The sequence below is a fragment of the Psychroserpens sp. S379A genome (assembly GCF_049800755.1).
Taxonomy (GTDB): Bacteria; Bacteroidota; Bacteroidia; order Flavobacteriales; family Flavobacteriaceae; genus Psychroserpens.
In genome coordinates this window covers 402,372-421,761 of sequence record NZ_JBNAFQ010000001.1, presented here as the reverse complement: position 1 = coordinate 421,761, position 19,390 = coordinate 402,372, and the positions used below count along the sequence as shown (strand labels likewise).

General features: G+C 31.5%; 16 protein-coding genes. 8 read left to right on the top strand and 8 right to left on the bottom strand.

Annotation, left to right across the window (positions count from 1 at the left end; all coding sequences use genetic code 11):
* Window positions 1-29: 29 nt before the first annotated feature.
* Window positions 30-2,030, top strand: coding sequence for an alpha-ketoacid dehydrogenase subunit alpha/beta (locus ACP15M_RS01800; protein WP_425075456.1), 2,001 nt, complete (start codon window positions 30-32; stop codon window positions 2,028-2,030).
* Window positions 2,031-2,040: 10 nt separating this feature from the next.
* On the top strand, window positions 2,041-2,358 hold the full coding sequence (locus ACP15M_RS01795; protein WP_425075455.1) for a hypothetical protein: 318 nt from the start codon (window positions 2,041-2,043) through the stop codon (window positions 2,356-2,358).
* A 28-nt stretch (window positions 2,359-2,386) separates the two neighbouring features.
* On the opposite strand, the gene ACP15M_RS01790 is transcribed toward ACP15M_RS01795, so the two are convergent.
* The gene (locus tag ACP15M_RS01790; RefSeq protein WP_425075454.1) at window positions 2,387-2,947 is read right to left on the bottom strand and encodes an ExbD/TolR family protein; all 561 of its coding nucleotides are present in this window, start codon (window positions 2,945-2,947) and stop codon (window positions 2,387-2,389) included.
* 588 nt (window positions 2,948-3,535) lie between these two features.
* On the opposite strand from ACP15M_RS01790, the gene ACP15M_RS01785 reads away from it, so the two are divergent.
* Both ACP15M_RS01785 and ACP15M_RS01780 read left to right on the top strand, forming a co-directional pair.
* On the top strand, window positions 3,536-5,050 hold the full coding sequence (locus ACP15M_RS01785; RefSeq protein WP_425076056.1) for a DEAD/DEAH box helicase: 1,515 nt from the start codon (window positions 3,536-3,538) through the stop codon (window positions 5,048-5,050).
* Window positions 5,051-5,180: 130 nt separating this feature from the next.
* The gene (locus tag ACP15M_RS01780) at window positions 5,181-5,918 is read left to right on the top strand and encodes a hypothetical protein (protein ID WP_425075453.1); all 738 of its coding nucleotides are present in this window, start codon (window positions 5,181-5,183) and stop codon (window positions 5,916-5,918) included.
* Here the strand turns inward: ACP15M_RS01780 and ACP15M_RS01775 are convergent.
* Genes ACP15M_RS01775 through ACP15M_RS01760 form a run of 4 tightly spaced genes read right to left on the bottom strand, consistent with a single transcriptional unit; the run spans window position 5,915 to window position 11,041 of the window.
* On the bottom strand, window positions 5,915-7,330 hold the full coding sequence (locus tag ACP15M_RS01775) for a TolC family protein (protein ID WP_425075452.1): 1,416 nt from the start codon (window positions 7,328-7,330) through the stop codon (window positions 5,915-5,917). The genes ACP15M_RS01780 and ACP15M_RS01775 overlap by 4 nt on opposite strands.
* A 7-nt stretch (window positions 7,331-7,337) precedes the next feature.
* Complete coding sequence (locus ACP15M_RS01770) at window positions 7,338-8,693, bottom strand: HlyD family secretion protein (protein ID WP_425075451.1); 1,356 nt, start codon at window positions 8,691-8,693, stop codon at window positions 7,338-7,340.
* Window positions 8,694-8,696: 3 nt separating this feature from the next.
* The gene (locus tag ACP15M_RS01765; protein WP_425075450.1) at window positions 8,697-10,364 is read right to left on the bottom strand and encodes a peptidase domain-containing ABC transporter; all 1,668 of its coding nucleotides are present in this window, start codon (window positions 10,362-10,364) and stop codon (window positions 8,697-8,699) included.
* Window positions 10,361-11,041, bottom strand: coding sequence for a TetR/AcrR family transcriptional regulator (locus ACP15M_RS01760; RefSeq protein WP_425075449.1), 681 nt, complete (start codon window positions 11,039-11,041; stop codon window positions 10,361-10,363). The genes ACP15M_RS01765 and ACP15M_RS01760 overlap by 4 nt, the downstream gene beginning before the upstream one ends.
* A 171-nt stretch (window positions 11,042-11,212) precedes the next feature.
* Here ACP15M_RS01760 and ACP15M_RS01755 point away from each other — a divergent pair, with 171 nt between their 5' ends.
* Window positions 11,213-11,674: a cold-shock protein gene (locus ACP15M_RS01755; RefSeq protein ID WP_425075448.1), complete on the top strand. Its 462-nt coding sequence runs from the start codon at window positions 11,213-11,215 to the stop codon at window positions 11,672-11,674.
* 55 nt (window positions 11,675-11,729) lie between these two features.
* Here ACP15M_RS01755 and ACP15M_RS01750 read toward each other — a convergent pair whose 3' ends face one another.
* The 3 genes from ACP15M_RS01750 to ACP15M_RS01740 all read right to left on the bottom strand — a co-directional run bounded on the left by ACP15M_RS01750 (window position 11,730) and on the right by ACP15M_RS01740 (window position 15,526).
* Complete coding sequence (locus tag ACP15M_RS01750) at window positions 11,730-12,302, bottom strand: pseudouridine synthase (RefSeq protein WP_425075447.1); 573 nt, start codon at window positions 12,300-12,302, stop codon at window positions 11,730-11,732.
* 3 nt (window positions 12,303-12,305) lie between these two features.
* Window positions 12,306-14,621: a DNA topoisomerase 3 gene (locus tag ACP15M_RS01745; RefSeq protein WP_425075446.1), complete on the bottom strand. Its 2,316-nt coding sequence runs from the start codon at window positions 14,619-14,621 to the stop codon at window positions 12,306-12,308.
* A gap of 92 nt (window positions 14,622-14,713) precedes the next feature.
* Window positions 14,714-15,526, bottom strand: a complete 813-nt coding sequence (locus ACP15M_RS01740; protein WP_425075445.1) for a DUF1853 family protein — start codon at window positions 15,524-15,526, stop codon at window positions 14,714-14,716.
* 155 nt (window positions 15,527-15,681) lie between these two features.
* On the opposite strand from ACP15M_RS01740, the gene fabG reads away from it, so the two are divergent.
* The 3 genes from fabG to ACP15M_RS01725 are packed head-to-tail and all read left to right on the top strand — an operon-like array spanning window position 15,682 to window position 19,335.
* Entirely contained in the window at window positions 15,682-16,428 is a 747-nt protein-coding gene (fabG, locus tag ACP15M_RS01735) for a 3-oxoacyl-[acyl-carrier-protein] reductase (RefSeq protein WP_425075444.1), read from the top strand.
* A 47-nt stretch (window positions 16,429-16,475) separates the two neighbouring features.
* Window positions 16,476-18,509: a VWA domain-containing protein gene (locus ACP15M_RS01730; RefSeq protein WP_425075443.1), complete on the top strand. Its 2,034-nt coding sequence runs from the start codon at window positions 16,476-16,478 to the stop codon at window positions 18,507-18,509.
* 13 nt (window positions 18,510-18,522) lie between these two features.
* Window positions 18,523-19,335 carry a prohibitin family protein gene (locus ACP15M_RS01725; protein WP_425075442.1) on the top strand — a complete coding sequence of 271 codons (813 nt, stop codon included), beginning with the start codon at window positions 18,523-18,525 and terminating at the stop codon, window positions 19,333-19,335.
* Window positions 19,336-19,390: the final 55 nt, after the last annotated feature.

Sequence of the window (19,390 nt, the reverse complement as noted above, 5' to 3'; positions counted from 1 at the left end):
TTTTGATTTATAAATATAATACAATTGCTATGCTAACTTCAATAAGAAGTACAATAACCTTTGATAAGAAAAATTTAGACGATAAGACATTATTAAATTTATATAAGAATATGCTTAGGCCTAGGCTTATAGAAGAAAAAATGCTTATTCTATTACGTCAAGGTAAAATTTCAAAATGGTTTTCTGGTATTGGTCAAGAGGCTATTTCTGTTGGTGTTACTATGGCACTTAACAAAGAAGAATATATGTTGCCAATGCACCGAAATTTAGGTATATTTACAACTAGAGAAATACCTTTGCATAGATTGTTTAGTCAATGGCAAGGCAAAGCTAATGGTTTTACAAAAGGTCGTGATCGTTCGTTTCATTTTGGAACTCAAGAATACAATATCGTAGGAATGATCTCTCATCTTGGTCCACAATTAGGTGTGGCTGATGGTATTGCTCTTGCTAGCTTGTTGAAAAACAAACAGCAAGTTACTGCAGTATTTACTGGTGAAGGAGGTACAAGTGAAGGTGATTTTCACGAAGCTTTAAATGTAGCTTCTGTGTGGCAATTACCTGTATTGTTTTGCGTTGAAAATAATGGTTACGGATTATCAACACCAACTAATGAGCAATATCGATGTAAAGACATTGCAGATCGAGGAAAAGGCTATGGTATGGAATCGTTTGTGGTAGATGGTAATAATATAGTTGAAGTTTATACTAAGATTAAAAAGCTAGCACAAAGTATTCGTAAGCGTCCGAGACCAATTCTTGTTGAGTTCAAAACATTTAGAATGCGTGGGCATGAAGAGGCTAGTGGTACAAAGTATGTCCCAAAAGAACTTATGCAAAGTTGGGCAAAAAAAGATCCTGTTGAGAATTTTCAAGCCTATTTAAAAAATGAAAAGATTTTAACCGAAAAACAAGAGGTTGCAATCAAAGAAGCCATCATTCATGAAATTAATGAAAATTTACAAATTGCATTTGATGAAAAACCTATTGAGTCAAATGTAACAACTGAGTTAAATGATGTATATAAACCTTTTGAATACAAAGAAGTTAGTCCTAAATCGAAAACTGAAGAATTACGTTTAATTGATGCCATTTCTTTAGGTTTAAAACAGTCTATGCAACAGCACAAAGATTTGGTGATTATGGGACAAGATATTGCTGAGTATGGAGGTGTTTTTAAAATTACTGATGGGTTTGTAAAAGCGTTTGGAAAAGAGCGCGTTCGTAATACACCAATTTGTGAGTCTGCTATTGTTGAAGCTGGAATGGGATTGTCTATTGCAGGCATGAAAGCAGTTGTCGAGATGCAATTTGCCGATTTTGTAACATCTGGATTTAATCCTGTGGTAAATTATTTAGCAAAATCGCATTATCGTTGGAACCAGCAAGCAGATGTTGTTTTAAGAATGCCTTGTGGTGGTGGAGTAGCAGCTGGTCCATTTCACTCGCAAACTAATGAGGCTTGGTTTACAAAAACGCCAGGCTTAAAAGTTGTTTATCCTGCATTTCCATACGATGCCAAAGGTTTATTAGCAACAGCTATTAATGATCCTAATCCAGTATTGTTTTTTGAACATAAGGCGTTATATAGAAGTATTCGTCAAGATGTTCCAACAGATTATTACACATTACCATTTGGTAAAGCTTCTTTATTAAAAGAAGGAAATGATGTTACCATTGTCACTTATGGAGCAGGAGTGCATTGGGCTTTAGAAACCTTAGATAATAATAGTGATATTAATGCAGATCTTATTGATTTAAGAACTTTACAACCTTTAGATACAGAGGCCATTTACAAATCTGTTCGTAAAACTGGAAAAACGATTATTCTGCAAGAAGACTCTATGTTTGGTGGTATTGCTAGTGATATTTCGGCTTTAATAATGGAACATTGTTTTGAAAGTTTAGATGCTCCTGTTAAGCGTGTTGCAAGTTTGGAAACACCAATTCCGTTTATTAATCAATTAGAAGAGCAATACATGGCAAAAGGTCGATTTGAAGAGGCTTTAAAAGCATTGTTGGCTTACTAAATGTTTAATTATGAATAATACGTTTACAAAAAAAGCGTTTGGTTCTGCTATAATCAGCTTGATTTTGATAGCTATTTTTGTCATTCTAAAATCTTTAGCGAATTCTGAAATTATTGGAATATCATTTTATTCAATTATAAGCGGAATACTTATTCTATTAGTGTTTTTTATGACAATTGTTGGATTCATTTTTGCTTTAAAAACAAAACACGAACCCAAAACTCTTCAAAAAATAATAGCCTTAATTTTAAATTCAATTTTAATGGCTTTACTGGTTGTTTCGGTAATTAATATTTGTATTGAACTGATTCATTATTCAAAAGCTTAATATATAGGTTATTATTTAGTTTTTAGAACTATTTTGTTTCAGATTCAGAGAGTTTAAATGGATACGCTTTTTGTACGACATTTAATTCTTTTTTTGTCAATTCATGAACTTCCTTATTGAATATTTTTTTTGCGTGATTAGCTCTTAATTCATAATAAGCTTTTGTGAGTTCATCTTGCACTTTAATATAAAACTTATAAGAGGTGTTTCTATCGTTTTGTAATGAAATAACTGCTTCATTCGGATTATCTGAAGAGGAGTCAATATGTTTACCATCGCAATAATTACAAGACTTATCTCCATTATTATCTATAAATTCTTTAACTATAGTTTTAAGCTCATTAATTGTTGTAAGTTCATGTTCTACAAAAAGCTCATTATTTGAATTAACACGAATGTCTAACATATTACGCTCATTAATTTTGGTGTCACAAATTTCATTTGGCGGACAAGCATCTGGTAATTTTCTGTTAATGCCATCGTCTTTTGGTATTACTGCAGTTACTAAAAAGAAAATTAGAAGTAAAAATGCAATATCTGCCATTGATCCAGCATTAACTTGAGGCATTGAATGTCTTGAATTTTTCATGAGTTTAAGCTTTAAAATCTGTTATAAACTCACAATAATAGTACCACAGTTCATAAAAAAGGCATTTAAGATTATAACTTAAATGCCTTTAATTAATTTAAAACTAACTCAATATGTTTACTTTACAGTATTTAAATCGTCATTTGCTGTATGTGACGTGTTGATTATTTTTGATAATGCTTTCATGGCAGATTGATTTTTTTGATTGATGAATAGTTATAGTAATTACCTATAACGTCTTTTCTGGTTCCAAGTAAATGTTTTTGTTTCTGTTCTTGTACTTGTTAACTGATTGCTGTTTAATGTTCTCATGATTATTTTTTTAATTAATTTGATTGCTGTTTACATTATAATAGACGACAACATTTCAAAAATGTTACAGTACTATGTATTGCAAAGTAGTAATTTAACAAATTTTAACTATTTAATGCTTTAGTCTTCATCATCTTAAAATCAAATTTGATTGCGAAGAATAAGGCTCTATTCCTAGTAACATATATTTTTTTCATTTGTTTTTAACAATTTGCTTTGATAACCTTATAAAATCTTAATTTTGTGAGAATTTTTTTTTCAGAAGCTATTAATTATATGTCCTCAACCTTAGAAATAGAAAACCAAAAGATTGCCAAAAAAAGTCTGTATGACTACCAAATTGCTGATTTAAATCGCATTTTTGATGTGTTAGAAAACGCTCCAGACAATTATAACTTATTATATCAGCTTCCTACTGGTGGAGGAAAAACAGTTATATTTTCAGAAATCGTTAGACGTTACATTCAAAAGCATAAAAAGAAAGTTGTTATTTTAACGCATCGTATTGAGCTTTGTAAACAAACCTCTAAAGTATTACATGGTTTTGGTGTGAATAACAAAATCATTAATAGTAAGGTAAAAGAATTGCCAGACCAAGACCAATACGAATGTTTTGTGGCCATGGTCGAAACTTTAAACAACCGTTTAAATGATGACAAACTAAAACTCGACGATATTGGTTTGGTTATTATTGACGAGGCACATTATAATTCCTTCAGAAAACTATTCAAGTTTTTTGACAAATGTTTCATTTTAGGTGTTACAGCAACACCTTTGAGTAGCAATATAAAGCTTCCGATGAAAGACAATTACAAAGAGCTTATTGTTGGTGATAATATTTCAACATTAATAAAAAATGGGTTCTTAGCATCAGCAGATGTATACAATTATGATGTTTCGCTTAACAGTCTTAAAATTGGAATTAATGGTGATTATACTGTAAAATCTTCCGAAGCACTATATTCTAATGCGACTATGCAAGGCAAGTTATTATTTGCTTACGAAGAGCTATCGAAGGGAAAGAAAACTTTAATTTTTAACAACGGAATTAATACTTCAAGAGAAGTTTATTATACCTTTAAACGTGCAGGACATAATATTAGACATTTAGATAATACAGCATCTAAACAAGAACGAAAAGACATTTTAAAATGGTTTAAAAATACACCTGACGGAATTTTAACCTCTGTAAGTATTTTAACTACAGGATTTGATGAGCCTTCTGTAGAGTCAATTATTTTAAATCGAGCTACAAGATCTTTAACACTATATTTTCAAATGATTGGTAGAGGTTCTCGAATTTATAATGATAAAAAAACGTTTAAAGTGATTGATTTAGGAAATAATGTGATACGCTTTGGACCTTGGAGTCAACCAGTAGATTGGCAACATATTTTTAAGAATCCAGATTTTTATCTTGAAAACCTTAGAAATGATGAAGATATTGAGCGTGACTTTGTTTATGAAATGCCAGATTCACTTAGAAAGCGTTTTAAGAAAAATCCTAACGACACCTTTGATATCAAAGAAGAATACAAAAAGGTAACGCGCTTAGGACAAAAATCGATGAAAGCCATTGAAAACTCAATAGCTCAACATTCTGAATTAGTGATTGCTAATAGCGAAGATGTCTTTGAAGCTCGTGAACTTGCCAAACTCTTACATGACGATATATGCTATCGTATTAAGCAGTATTGTTATTGTATTATGAATAGTACCAAAAACTATAAAGACTGGTTGTTAGAAGAATATACACGTAAACTGCGTTTAAGTTTTAATGGTAAGTTTTAAAAGTTTGAAGCAACTATATTTCTAATGACACCTAAATAAGTGTTAATATTGAAATTTTTTATAATGAAAGTCGTTATTTTGAAATAAGGAACGGTTTTTGTTTTTCAATAGGTATTAACTTTTAATGTAAATGAAACTTAATATAGTATTCGTAGTTTTTTTATGTGTGACATCTCTTGTCTATGGACAAACAAATCCTCCAGACAGCGAAAAAAAATCTATTAAAATTCCTGCAAAAGAAACCAAGGAAAAAGATTCTATTCCAACCGAATTTAAAATACAACCCAATCCTAAAAGTAAGATTACTAAAACAGATAAGAATATCAATGGTATTCCTGTTAAGGTAAGAGAATTAAAGCCTCAAAAAAACGAGTTCTCCATGTTTGATAACAATAACTTGAGAGATCCTGGTGAAATTTTCGAAAAGCGTTACAATGCAAAGCTGGAAGAGCAAGGTTTAAAAATTAAAACCATGTCTGATTTGTTTTTAGGCGATGTAAGAGTCAATGCAGAATTTGCAAATATTAGATGTCGTGACCATGAATATCCAGATGGAGATATGGTTCAAGTGGTGGTGAACGACGAAATTATAATTCCAAGATTAGTTTTAAATGGGAATTACAAATCGTTTAATATTCCACTAAAAGAAGGTATCAATACAGTTGTTTTTATTGCTTTAAATCAAGGTGAGTCTGGTCCAAATACAGCTGAATTTTTAGTGTATGATGATAATGAAGTGTTGGTGTCTTCAAAACGATGGAATCTACTTACAGGTGTAAAGGCCAAAATATTAGTTATTAAAAGCAACGACTTTCCTAAAACTAAGCAAGAAGCGCAAGAGGACGCAAAACAGCAAACTAATAATTAGAGGTTTTCTAAATCTCTTGCTAAGCTGTTAAATAACTTTGCTTTAGTTTTTAAGTATTTGTTTTGAAGCGAAATTGCTTTTAATTGAGAATCAATTAGACTCTTCTCACGAGAATTGATTAAGAAGATTGAACTCTCGCCAAAGCTGAATTTACGTTCTTCTGCTTTAAGCATTGTTGTATAGTCTGAAACTATCTCATCGATAAGTTGGTTTTGAATTTCAAAAGATTCTAATTCTCTATAAATAGCTACAACCTTATTCAGAATATTAATACGTTCATTATCTATATCAAATTTTAAATCTTGAAGCTTAAACTTTGCTAATTTCAAATCGCCTCGTTCTTTTCGTAAGAATAAAGGGAAAGCAATATTAAATCCGCCTTTATATGTATTGCTATTAAATGATCTGATAATATCTGGATCTTGAGTTAAAAAATTATACTGTAAATCTATAATAGGCAATAGTTTATTTGCTTTTAAGCGTTTATCAACTTGTAATCCTTCATATTTCATATTTAAGGATTTTAGCTTAGGATGATTCTCAACTACAAAATCGGTTAATGGCAATCCTGAAATTTCTAATACTTTATCTACAGTGCTTTCTATATCTAATTCTGGAATAACATTATCTTGAATTTCCACTGGAATATTGTCATTCAACCATAAAAATGTTGATAGCTCTAAAGCAGCTTTCATGAGCTTTACTTTAGATTGCTCTAATCCTAAGGCTCTATTTTTAACTGTAATATTAGCTTCAGTAACATCAATTTGAGCTTTATCTCCTGCTTCTAAACTTCGTTGAACACCTTCGGCTCTAATTCTGGAATTATTCAAAAAACGTGTATAAGTTTTAACTTCAGTATAGGCTTGCAACCAATTAAAATAGGCTAAAGAGGCATCGTATAAAATCTGGTTAATTAAAATCTCACGATCTGCTAAGGTTTGTTCTCTAAAAAACTTAGCTTTTTTTAAATCAGCCATACGCTTATTAATAAAAAGGCCTTGTCCTAAAGAAGCAGAAATTCCTGCACTGTATAATCCATCATCTGGAACAAAAGCTTCAGGATTTAGAAAATCACCTTGGTTTTGCTCAAAGTTTCCTTTGAGTTCAATGCCATACCAAGTTGGAATTTTAAATGTAGCGTTTAGTTGATCATAATACTCTGTGTTTTTAAATTTCTTTCGATTGTGATCTACTTCAACCTTTGGATCAAAACCACCTCGAGCTTTCATTAAATTAGCTTGTCCAATTTGAATAGTCAATTCAGCTTGTTTGGTAATAGGATGAAATTTTTTCACATAACCTAAATACTCACTAAAGCTAAGTATGAGTGTGTCTTGAACCTGAGTTTGTTCTTGAGAAAAGCTTAATGTAGTTATGAATAAGAATGTAATACTAAAATACCTAATCATGATGGATTTATTTTTCTTTAGATTTACTCTTTTCGTCTCCTTCTGGTTGGTAATAATTAGGAGGGAAGCCATTAAGCTTTCGCCATAATTCAAACCAAATAGGTACATCTTCTAATAAAGCAATTGTCATAGCTCCCGAACCAACTCTGATAGCTTCTGGCCATTTGTAATCGTTTTCATCTGGAGCTAAAAGCACTCTAAATTTTCCATTCGGACTAATAAAGTTTTCAATAGCAACAATTTTTGCTCCATATGTACCATAAGATACATTAGGCCAACCACTAAATACAACTGCTGGCCAACCATCAAATTGTACTCTAACATTTTCACCAATATGAATTAAAGGTAGATCTATTGGATCTACAAACATTTCTACAGCCAAATCATAATTTGATGGCATTATGCCTACTAGTTGTTCTCCTTCTTTGAATGTTTCACCAATTCCTCCTTTAATGGCTTTATTTATGAATCCATCCTGAGGTGCTTTAATGTAATAAAGGTCATTGCGAATTTCATAATTTGTGAAATCGCTCTCTAGCTTTGTAACCTGAGCCTCAGCATCAAATTGGTTAGATTGTGCTGTAAATTTATCACTTTCAGCTTTCGATATTTTATCAACGTATTCTGCTTGCACACGATTAATTTCTACCATAGCATTAATAACTTCATTTTTTGAAGCTAGATACTTGTTTTCTTGAGAAATTAACTTTGCTTGCTTTTCTTGAAACTTTGATTTTTTATCCTCTAATTCAGTAAGAGATTTTAAACCTTCATCATATAAATTTTGAATAGCACCAATTTGTCGTTCTGCAATTTGTAAATCAATTTTAGAAGCTTCAAAATCTATGCTATCACTTTTTACTTTAAGTTTCGCTTGAAGCAATTTGTTTTGAACTTGTTCGAGTTTTAATTTACGTTCATTATGCAAAGCTCTAATTTGATTATTCAAAGAGTTTACTTTAGAGCCATAAGAGGTCACAGAAGCTTCCTTAGCTTTAATTTGTTGACCAGTTCTATTGACAAGGTTAGGGTCGAAATATTCGTTTTTTATTTCTGAAATAAATAAAATGGTATCACCTTTTTTTACATGATCACCTTCTCGAACATACCATTTTTCAATTCGTCCAGGAATAGGAGACTGAATGGTTTGTGGTCGTTGATCTGGAGTAAGTGTTGTTACGTTGCCACGACTATTAATATTTTGTGTCCAAGGCAAGAACATAATTACAACTCCTAAAATAGCAAACACTAATAGAAAGCGATTAAAATATCTAAAATGCTTTTTATGAAACACTTTTTGAGCAGACTTAAATGATGATAAGTCTACGGTTTTGTTTAGTTTGTTATGAGAAATATTAAGCATGACTTATCTGTTTAATACTAGTTTGCCTTTTTCTAAATTAATGATTCTTGTACAGTTAGTTTTCCAATCCATATTATAGCTAACTACAACTAAAGACCAAGGATTACTTTTATCTGTAAGGAACTTCATAATACTTTTTGTTTCATGTTTGTCAAATTGATCTAAAGGATCTTTGAGTAACAATAACTTAGGTTTCTTTAAAATGCTTCTTGCTAACACGATTTTTTTAGATACTGTAGTTGATAAGCGTTGTCCTTCAGGATATAAAATAGTTTGTAATCCGTTTGGTTGCGATTTGACAAAATCTATTAGCATGGTTTTTTTCAAAACCGAATTAATTTCATCATCTGTTATAGATAAATCTCCAAAAGTTAAGTTGTCTCTTATTGATCCTTCAAAAGGAGATTCTTCAGGAAGTGATTGTCCGACAAGTGCTCTATATTCATTAATTTTAATGCCACTAAGTGAAATATCATTAATGTAAACTCCACCTTTAGTTGGTGTATTTATACCAGAGATTAGTTTTAATAAAGATGACTTACCTGATCCATGAGAACCATAAATAAGAATCCTATCTTTTGGTTCTATTATTAAAGAAATGTCTTCAAGGATTGGGTTGGTTTTTTCAGGAACAATATAACTTACTTTATCAAGTTCAATTTTAATAGGTTTGTCTTCAGTACACACTGCATCGCCTTCTTGAGATTCAAGTGCTTTATCAACAACTTGTCCTAGTTTTTCGATTGAAGTTAATACATCATAAAAAGATTCTAAACCAAGAATGAGTTTTTCTACAGAACTAATTACTAAAAGAATAATGATTTCAGCAGCAACAAATTGTCCAATATTCATCTGTTGCTCTAGTACTAAGAAACCACCAATAATTAGTAATCCAGCAGTAACTAAGATTTTGAAACCAATCAATTTTAAGAACTGATGAATTAATACTTTAAAATGACTTTCTCTAGCATCAAGATATTCGGAAACTAAATTGTCATTTTTGGTAAGTGCTAAGCTTGTTCTACCAGAAAGTTTAAAACTTAATATTGAACGTGCCACTTCCTGTAACCAATGTGCTACTTTATATTTTTGTTTAGATTCATCAAGACTTGTGTCTAAACCTCGTTGTGCCGAAAATTTAAATACGACATAAATAAGTAAGATGAGTAAAATTCCATAAATAATAAAGAAAGGATGATAGAAAGACAGCAACAGTAATCCAAAAATAATTTGTAATAAAGCTGAAGGGAAATCCACAAGAATTTTAGATAATCCTTTCTGAACCGTCAAGGTGTCAAAAAAACGATTGGCTAATTCTGGAGGATAATAATATCGCAATTCACTCATTTTAATCTTCGGAAAGCGATATGCAAATTCAAAAGATGATCTTGTGAAAATTTTCTGTTGTACATTCTCAATAATTCGCATTTGCATAAGCTGCAATAGTCCAACAAATGCCACACCAAGTGTAACAAGTATGACTAGAACAATCCACGAAGTACTAATTTGTGCGCCTTGAATTAAATTGATAATTGCTTGAATTCCTAAAGGAAGCGATAGGTTAACCAGTCCAGCAAAAATGGCGTAGTAAAACACTTGCTTAATGTCTTTACGATCTAATTTTAATAAACCTATTAAGCGTTGCCAAGATGTAAGTATGTTTTTTGTCATTTTTTTAAGTTTAAAGCGCTAAAAACTAAATGATTAAAATATTCTGAAGGCTGTACAGTTTGATCACAATCAGTAAGTGATTTGAAATGATCTTTTAAAAAGTGTTGATGCAAAGCACCTTCTAGAACAGTACTAGCTAAACTATGTGGAAACTTATAATTAGGATTGACATCAATTATCATATCGTGTAAGCGAATAACCAATCGCTTATAAATTGAGAAATATCCATCTTTGTTTTCTGCGTCTACTTCTTTGGTTAAATACGATTTTGAATACTCGTTTATCACAACACGACTTAAAATTACTTCATCAATGTGTTTAAAAGTAGAATCAGACTCAATAATTCTAGTCAATATATTTATAGCTTTCTCTAGTTTTTCGTTAGGATTAGACATGTTAGTTGTAGAAAACACCAATTGATATTCTAACCAAGCCCAATACCAAGAGGTTAAATAGAGTAAAAGTTTATGCTTACTATCAAAATACCTATAAATAGAGCTTTCATTAGAACCAATGAGAGCGCCTAATTTTTTAAACGTAAAGTTGTCAAAGCCAATATCGTCAATAAGAAGAATGCTATGCTCAATGATTCTCTTTCCAAGATCTGAAGACTCAGGATCTTTTAAATAGATTTTATCATTAATGTCAATTTTAAAATTTGAAAGTAAATATTTCATATTATTATAATTTACACGCAAATATAATAGTAATACTATTAATTTAATTGTTTTTAACTTTTGGTTAACTAATCGTAATAAAGCTGTCTTTTTCCAATAATTACAGTTATATTTACGATTAATGCTGCTTTTTACAGCAAAACATATAATTAATAGACCAAACAGCAAAGAATGGCAAAGTCGCAACAGACCTTTAACAAAAGTGAAAAAGAAAAAAAACGTTTAAAAAAGCGAGAAGAAAAACGCAAAAAAATGGAAGCGCGTAAACTTGAAAAACAAGAAAATGGTGGAGCCGAAAGTATTCCGTTTGCTTATGTCGATCAGTTTGGGAACTTAACAGATACACCTCCAGATCCTTCAGAAAAAATAAAAGTTAAGGCTAAAAATATTGTCATTGGTATTCCAAAAAAAGAAGATGTTGATGAAGAAGAATTTGATCCAATTCGTAAAGGAAAAGTATCTTTCTTTGACAGTTCAAAGGGTTTTGGTTTCATCATTGATACCGAAGATCAAGAAAAATATTTTTGCCATGTTAGTGGTTTAATTGATAAAATTCAAGAAAACGATAAAGTACAGTTTGAATTAGAAAAAGGAAATCGTGGTATGAATGCGGTTCGTGTGAAACTAATTTAATTCGTATCAATTTTTAATATAGTATACCAAAGCTAATGTGTATCATTGGCTTTTTTTATGGAATCATATCTAGTTCTTGAACGTCTCCCATTTGCAATCCTTCTAAAGTAATTGCTCCAACACGAACACGAACCAATCGCAACGTTGGAAAGCCGACTTTTGCTGTCATTTTACGTAATTGGCGAAACTTCCCTTCATTAATAGTTATAGTAATCCATGAGGTTTTACCATGACGTTCATCACGAATTTTTTTAGCTCTTTCAGGAAATTCTGGAGCATTTTCTAGTAAAAACACCTTGCAAGGTTTAGTGGTATAAGTTTCACTTTGATGACTAATCTCAACACCTTTTTCTAATGCTAAAATAGCAGCATCATTTATTTCTCCATCAACTTGAACGTAGTATTCTTTGTCGGTTTTTGAACTCGTAATTTCATAGCTTACTTTTCCATCTGTAGTAAGTAACAGCAAGCCTTCTGAGTCTTTATCTAAGCGTCCTATTGCCATTGTGCCTTCGGGAAAGTCATACAATTCACCTAGAAACTTTTTATTGCGCTCATGTTTGGCATTGCTTTGAAACTGACTCAAATAACCATAAGGTTTAAAGAGTTTAAAATGACGATGCTTCATAATTTAGATTTCGCCTTTTAATATCGAATACACCAAATCTTTAGTGAGTTGTTTGTCTTTGGCTTTAGCTCGAATAGCCTCAAAAGACATTTTAAAATCACAACCCAACTTATAGTCACTACAACCATAAGCAGTTTTTCCTTTAATAATAGTTCCTTTATTACATTTCGGACATACAACTGCGCTCTTGTTTTTAGCTTCGGAAGCTTTATTAACCAGATTTTTGGGTTCTAAAACCAATTTAAAATTATCGTCAAATCGCAACAAACCTTCAGTTATTCCTTTATCTGAAGCAAAGCCTTTGAGATTAACTGTCGAGCCTTTTTTTAACAAACGAATGAATTGCTTTTCAGAAATTTTCTTTCCGAAGACTTTAAAAGGCAACACAAAATCACAACCCGATTTAAATTGATTGCAACCATAAGCCGATTTTCCTTTGAGAAGATTTCCTTGTTTACATTTCGGACAAGCTTCAGATGTAATACCTGCTTTTTTAACGGCTTTAGATTTAGCTTTGCGTTGCTCTAAAACTTTAGCATGTGAAATGTTGGCACGAGAAGTTTCGGTTCTCACTTCATAGACTAATTTGTCAACCATTTGCTTCATATTCTTAATGAATACACTTGCGCTATATTCGCCTTTTTCAATGTCTTTAAGTTGCTTTTCCCAAAGTCCAGTGAGTTCAGCAGATTTTAATAATTCATTTTGAATGGTATCAATTAAAGCAATACCTGTAACCGTTGGCAAAATTTGCTTTTTGTTACGTTTAATATATTGTCGTTTAAATAAGGTTTCAATAATATTAGCACGAGTAGATGGACGACCAATACCATTTTCTTTCATCAAATCTCGAAGCTCATCATCATCTACTTGTTTGCCAGCAGTTTCCATAGCGCGTAGGAGAGAGGCTTCAGTAAACTGATTTGGTGGTTTGGTTTGCTTTTCTAAAAATGAAGGTTCGTGAGGTCCTTTTTCTCCTTTTTCAAAGGTTGGTAAAATTTTATCTTTTTCTGAAGTTTTAGAACTCGTTTCTTTTCCAAATTTAAAAACCACTTTCCAGCCCTCTTTTAAAATTTCTTTTCCAGTAGTTTTAAAATTAACATCATCAGCTTTTCCAATTACAGTGGTGTTAGACACGTCGCAATCTGGATAAAAAACCGCAATAAAACGTTTAACAATAATATCGTAAACCTGTTGCTGATTGTATTGCAAATTAATTTGAATTCCTGTTGGAATAATCGCGTGATGGTCTGTGACCTTTTTATCGTTGAATACCTTAGTTGATTTCTTAATCTTCTTGCCTAATAATGGTTGTGTTAGCTCAGAATAATTGGTGAGTTTTTGCAATATTCCAGAGACTTTGGGATACATGTCTGAAGGTAAAAATGTCGTATCAACTCTTGGGTAAGTCACTACTTTTTGTTCGTATAATTTTTGAACAATTTTTAAAGTTTCATCTGCCGAAAATCCGAATTTTGTATTACAATACACTTGTAATCCTGTTAAATCAAACAGTTTTGGTGCATATTCTTTGCCTTTCTTTTTTGTGATCGAAACAATTTCAAAATCGTGTTCTTTAACTTTATTGGCTAATACTTCGCCATCTTTCATATTAAGAAAACGTCCATCTTCATAAGCAAACAAAGTATCGCGATAAAGCGTTTGCAGTTCCCAATAAGGTTGAGGCTTAAAATTTTCAATCTCTTTAAAACGATTCACAACCATAGCTAATGTTGGCGTTTGCACACGACCTACAGAGAGCACTTGTTTGTAGCCTCCATGTTTTACAGTATATAAACGTGTGGCATTCATACCTAATAGCCAGTCTCCAATAGCACGCGAAAATCCAGCATAATATAAATTATCATAAGCTTCAGAAGATTTAAGATTTTCAAAACCTTCTTTGATGGCTTCAGCAGTTAAGGAAGAAATCCAAAGACGTAAAACCTTTCCTTTATAATTGGCTTGATCTAAAACCCAACGCTGTATGAGTTCTCCTTCTTGACCAGCATCACCACAATTAATAACAACGTCTGCTTTATTAAATAAGGACTTAACAATATTGAACTGTTTTTGTATTCCTGAGTTGTTAACCACTTTGGTCTTAAACTTTTCAGGAAGCATTGGTAAGTTGTTGAGATCCCAACTTTTCCAATAAGGCTTGTAATCGTTAGGTTCCATAAGTGTACATAAATGCCCAAAGGTATAAGTCACAGCATAACCATTACCTTCGTAATAGCCATCATGCTTTGTATTGGCTCCAAGTATTTGGGCAATTTCTCTTGCGACACTAGGTTTTTCGGCTATGCAAACCTTCATTTATAAAATGTAATTTTGAATCAAATAAAACTGCAAAATAGGAAATTGTTATTGTTAAATGAAAGAGAATTAAGGAGAGTTATTAACCAAAATCACCACCAAACTAAAACACATTTTAGCAAATTATTATCAGACTTTTTTATCCAAACCAAAGGCGATCTCTTTTGTTTTAAAAATGTGTCTGCTTGTAATTTGAATTCTTTAATAGTTAGCCAGTTTACATAATGATTAGCCTCTAATAGCCAATCTAACTTTGAAGGTATATAAAAGGAGCAATTACTGAATTCGTCAAGCTGATTTGTTTTTAAATAAAAACCGCAAACACAATCCTCATTTAGTTGCTCAAATACAACGGTTTTTTTATAAGGAACAAACAATTGTGCTTTAAACAAGACCTGCTGTTGAAAATTTATAGTATTTAAATGAAGTTGCTCTAGAGCAGATTTACATTCGGGAGAATAGAGTAAAGGCAATTGCTTATTTTTAAGCTTTGTGAGTTTTTCGATTAAGCTGTCTTTTCTGTTTGGACCAATCCATCGTTTAAGCTCAAAATCTCCTAAAGATTCATCATATAAATAAAATTTGTAAACCACCTCTAAATGAATAGATTGTTCATCAACTTGGATTAAAGCATCAAGTTCTCCAAGGGTTTGCTTATTTTTTTGAATTTGAATGTTTTCAGCTAAAATGTTACAGTTTTCAGTTTGTTCCAGTTGATTAAATACAAATTGTTCGACAAGTTGGCCAAGACGTAATCGCTTATGAATTAATCGTTTTAAAGGGAATGTATTTTTATTATTGATTTGAAGCTGATGCAAACCAAAAACAGAACTTGAATTCCACAACAAAGGTGTGTTCAAATACCCTTGATATAAGTGTTGTGAATTTGGATTAACATTGCTCATAAACACACAAAATTACAAATAAGATGATTAGCTTTTAATGCTTATCATAAATCTAAGCTTTACCTCATAATTAAATGATAAAATTTGAGGTTTTTTTATTTGATGCAACTTCAATTTGCTATATTTGAAAACCAACTTTTTTAACACAATCATACATGAAATTATTAGAAGGAAAAACAGCAATTATAACTGGAGCAAGTCGAGGAATTGGTAAAGGTATCGCTGAAGTTTTTGCTCAACAAGGTGCAAATGTTGCATTTACATATAGCTCATCGGTTGAAGCAGCAAATGCTTTAGAAAAAGAACTCAATGATTTAGGAATTAAAGCCAAAGGCTATCAAAGTAATGCAGCAAATTTTGAGGAAGCTCAAAAATTAGCTGAAGACGTATTAGCAGAGTTTGGTAGTATTGACGTTTTGGTCAATAATGCAGGAATTACTAAAGACAATTTGTTGATGCGAATGGGAGAAGAAGACTTTGATAAAGTAATTGAAGTCAACTTAAAGTCTGTTTTTAATATGACCAAAGCTGTACAACGTACCATGTTAAAGCAACGTAAAGGCTCTATAATAAATATGAGTTCTGTTGTTGGTGTTAAAGGAAATGCAGGACAAACTAACTATGCAGCTTCAAAGGCAGGAATCATTGGCTTTTCAAAATCTGTCGCTTTAGAATTAGGTTCAAGAAACATTAGAAGTAATGTGATTGCTCCTGGTTTTATCGAAACTGAGATGACTGCAAAACTAGATGAAGACACAGTTAAAGGATGGCGAAATGCGATTCCTCTAAAACGTGGTGGAACACCAGAAGATATTGCTAATGCATGTGTGTTTTTGGCAAGTGACATGAGTGCTTATGTTACAGGACAAACACTCAATGTTGATGGAGGAATGTTAACATAACATATAATTTAGAATTGTCACCTTGAGCATAGTCGAAAGGTCTTTTAATGCAAACAGAAACCATAACATATATCATTATATCTGGAATAATAGCGCTAGTCTTAGCGCTTTTTCAGTATATCTTTAAATCTAAAAAAATAACAAAAACCTATTGGTTATTAGCCTTTTTAAGATTTGTTAGTGTGTTTTCAGTGTTGTTGCTTTTAATCAATCCAAAGTTTGAAAAGATTTCGTTTTACGATGAAAAACCAAACTTGATCGTAGCGATAGATAATTCAGAGTCTATAAACTATTTGAATCAATCTGAAAATGCTTCAACTTTAATTAAAAGACTAAAGCAAAATGAAGCCTTAAATGAACATTTTAATCTGGAGTATTACACCTTCGGAAAATCTGTCAATCAAAATGATTCGTTAGATTATAATGAACAGCAATCAAATATTGCTCAAGTGTTTAATCGCTTATCTGAAGTGTATAACAATTCTGTCTCACCAACATTACTTATAACCGATGGAAATCAAACTTATGGATATGATTATGAATTTGTGACCAACAAGTATAAACAAGCTATATTTCCAGTGATACTTGGTGATACAGTAACTCATACAGATATTAAGATTCAGCAGTTAAATGTTAATCGATATGCTTATTTAAAGAATAAATTTCCTGTAGAAATTATCGCAACTTATAATGGTAATTCTACTGTTAACTCTCAATTAAAAATCACATCTGGAGCAACAACAGTCTTTTCTAAAGTCGTTAACTTTAGTAAAGTTCAAAACTCGCAAATTATTAATATAAACTTACCAGCAAATCACGTTGGTATTAAAAGTTATAAAGCAGAAATAATTCCGCTAGACAACGAAAAAAATAAAATAAATAACTTTAAAAACTTTGCAGTCGAAGTCATTGATCAAAAAACAAATGTTGCTATTGTTTCAGATATTATTCATCCCGATTTAGGTGCTTTAAAAAAATCTATCGAAAGTAATGAACAACGAAATGCGTCGATTTTAAACACAAATGAATTTTTAAAGCAAGCTGAAGATTTTCAGTTGGTTATTGCCTATCAACCAACCAATAACTTTAGGTCTTTGTTTAATGAAATTGATAGACTAAAATTAAATAAAATTGTTGTTGCAGGTACCAAAACTAATTGGTCCTTATTAAATCAATTGCAAGATAATTACAGTCAGCAAGTCACAAATCAAGTTGAAGACTTTCAGCCTTCAGTTAACAAGAACTATAGCACTTTTATAATTGACGATTTAAACTTTGAAGATTTTCCGCCTTTACAATCAGAATTTGGCGAAACTACATTTACAGTTCCTTTCGAAACATTACTCTTTAAAACAGTAAATGGCACTCAACTAGAGGAACCTTTATTAGCTACTTTTGAGATAAATAACAAACGAGAAGCATTACTTCTAGGTGAAGGGATTTGGAGATGGAGAGCCCAAAGTTATTTAGATGAGAAATCGTTTAATACTTTTGATAACTTTATAGGAAAGCTAGTTCAATATCTAGGTTCTAAGCAACGACGTTCTAGGCTAAATGTGAATTATGAATCGTTTTATAACGGAAACGATAATGTTAAAATCACTGCGCAATACTTCAATAAAAATTATGAATTTGATGCAAATGCAAATATTAATATTGTTTTAAAAAATAAAGTTACCAACGAAACTAAAACCTATCCTTTTGTATTAAAAAACACAAATTACCAAGTGGATTTAAGCGGAATAGAAGCTGGTGACTATAGCTTTACAGTACGATCTTCTAGTGGAAATATTTCAAAATCTGGAGCGCTTAAAATACTAGACTACAATGTTGAACAACAATTTTTAAATGCTAATGTAACAAAGCTTAACCGTTTAGCTACTAATAGCGAAGGAAGCTCTTATTTTATTGATGATACAAGTACAATTATAAATAATTTATTATCAGATTCTCGCTTTGTAACCATTCAAAAAAGCAGTAAAAAAATTGTACCTTTGATCGATTGGAAATATCTTCTCGCACTTATCGCATTAAGTCTTGCTATAGAGTGGTTTATTAGAAAATATAACGGACTAATTTAAACACAAAAATACTATGGAAAAATTACCAAAAGTTGGCGCATTAGCCCTATTCATTATTGTAATACTATTAATACTTTTATTTAAGTCTGTTGTGACTATTGATTCAGGTCATGCAGGAGTTCTATATCAACTAGGAGGAGGTGTTGATCCAAAAAGTGAGCCATTAGGAGAAGGTATAAATTTTGTAGCACCTTGGAATAGTGTGATCGAATATGAAGTTAGACAACAAGAAATCCCTGAAAAAATGTCTGTATTGTCTTCAAACGGATTAGATATAAAACTAGATGCTTCAGTACTATATCAGCCAGAATATGAAAACCTGCCTAGACTGCATAAAGAAAAAGGAAAAGATTATTTAAGACGTGTTTTACAGCCAGCTATTCGAAGTGCAGCTAGAAGTGTTGTTGGACGTTACACACCTGAGCAATTATATTCGACTAAACGTGATGCTATACAGCAAGAAATATTTGAAGAAACTAAAAAAATTGTTGAAGATCAATACATTCAATTAAATAATATTTTAATTCGTGATGTAACATTGCCTCCAACAATTAAGGAAGCGATTGAGCGTAAATTGAAACAAGAGCAAGAATCTTTAGAATATGAGTTTAGACTAGTTACAGCTCAAAAAGAAGCAGAAAAACAACGAATTGAAGCTCAAGGTAAGGCAGATGCCAACCGAATATTAAGTGCATCGTTAACAGATAAAATTCTTCAAGACAAAGGCATTGAAGCCACAATTAAATTGTCGGAATCACCTAATAGTAAAGTTATTGTTATTGGCTCTGGAGATTCTGGAATGCCTATAATTTTAGGGAATCAATAAGCATATTTTTTATATTCTTAAAGCTGTTTGAGTATCTCAAACAGCTTTTTTATTT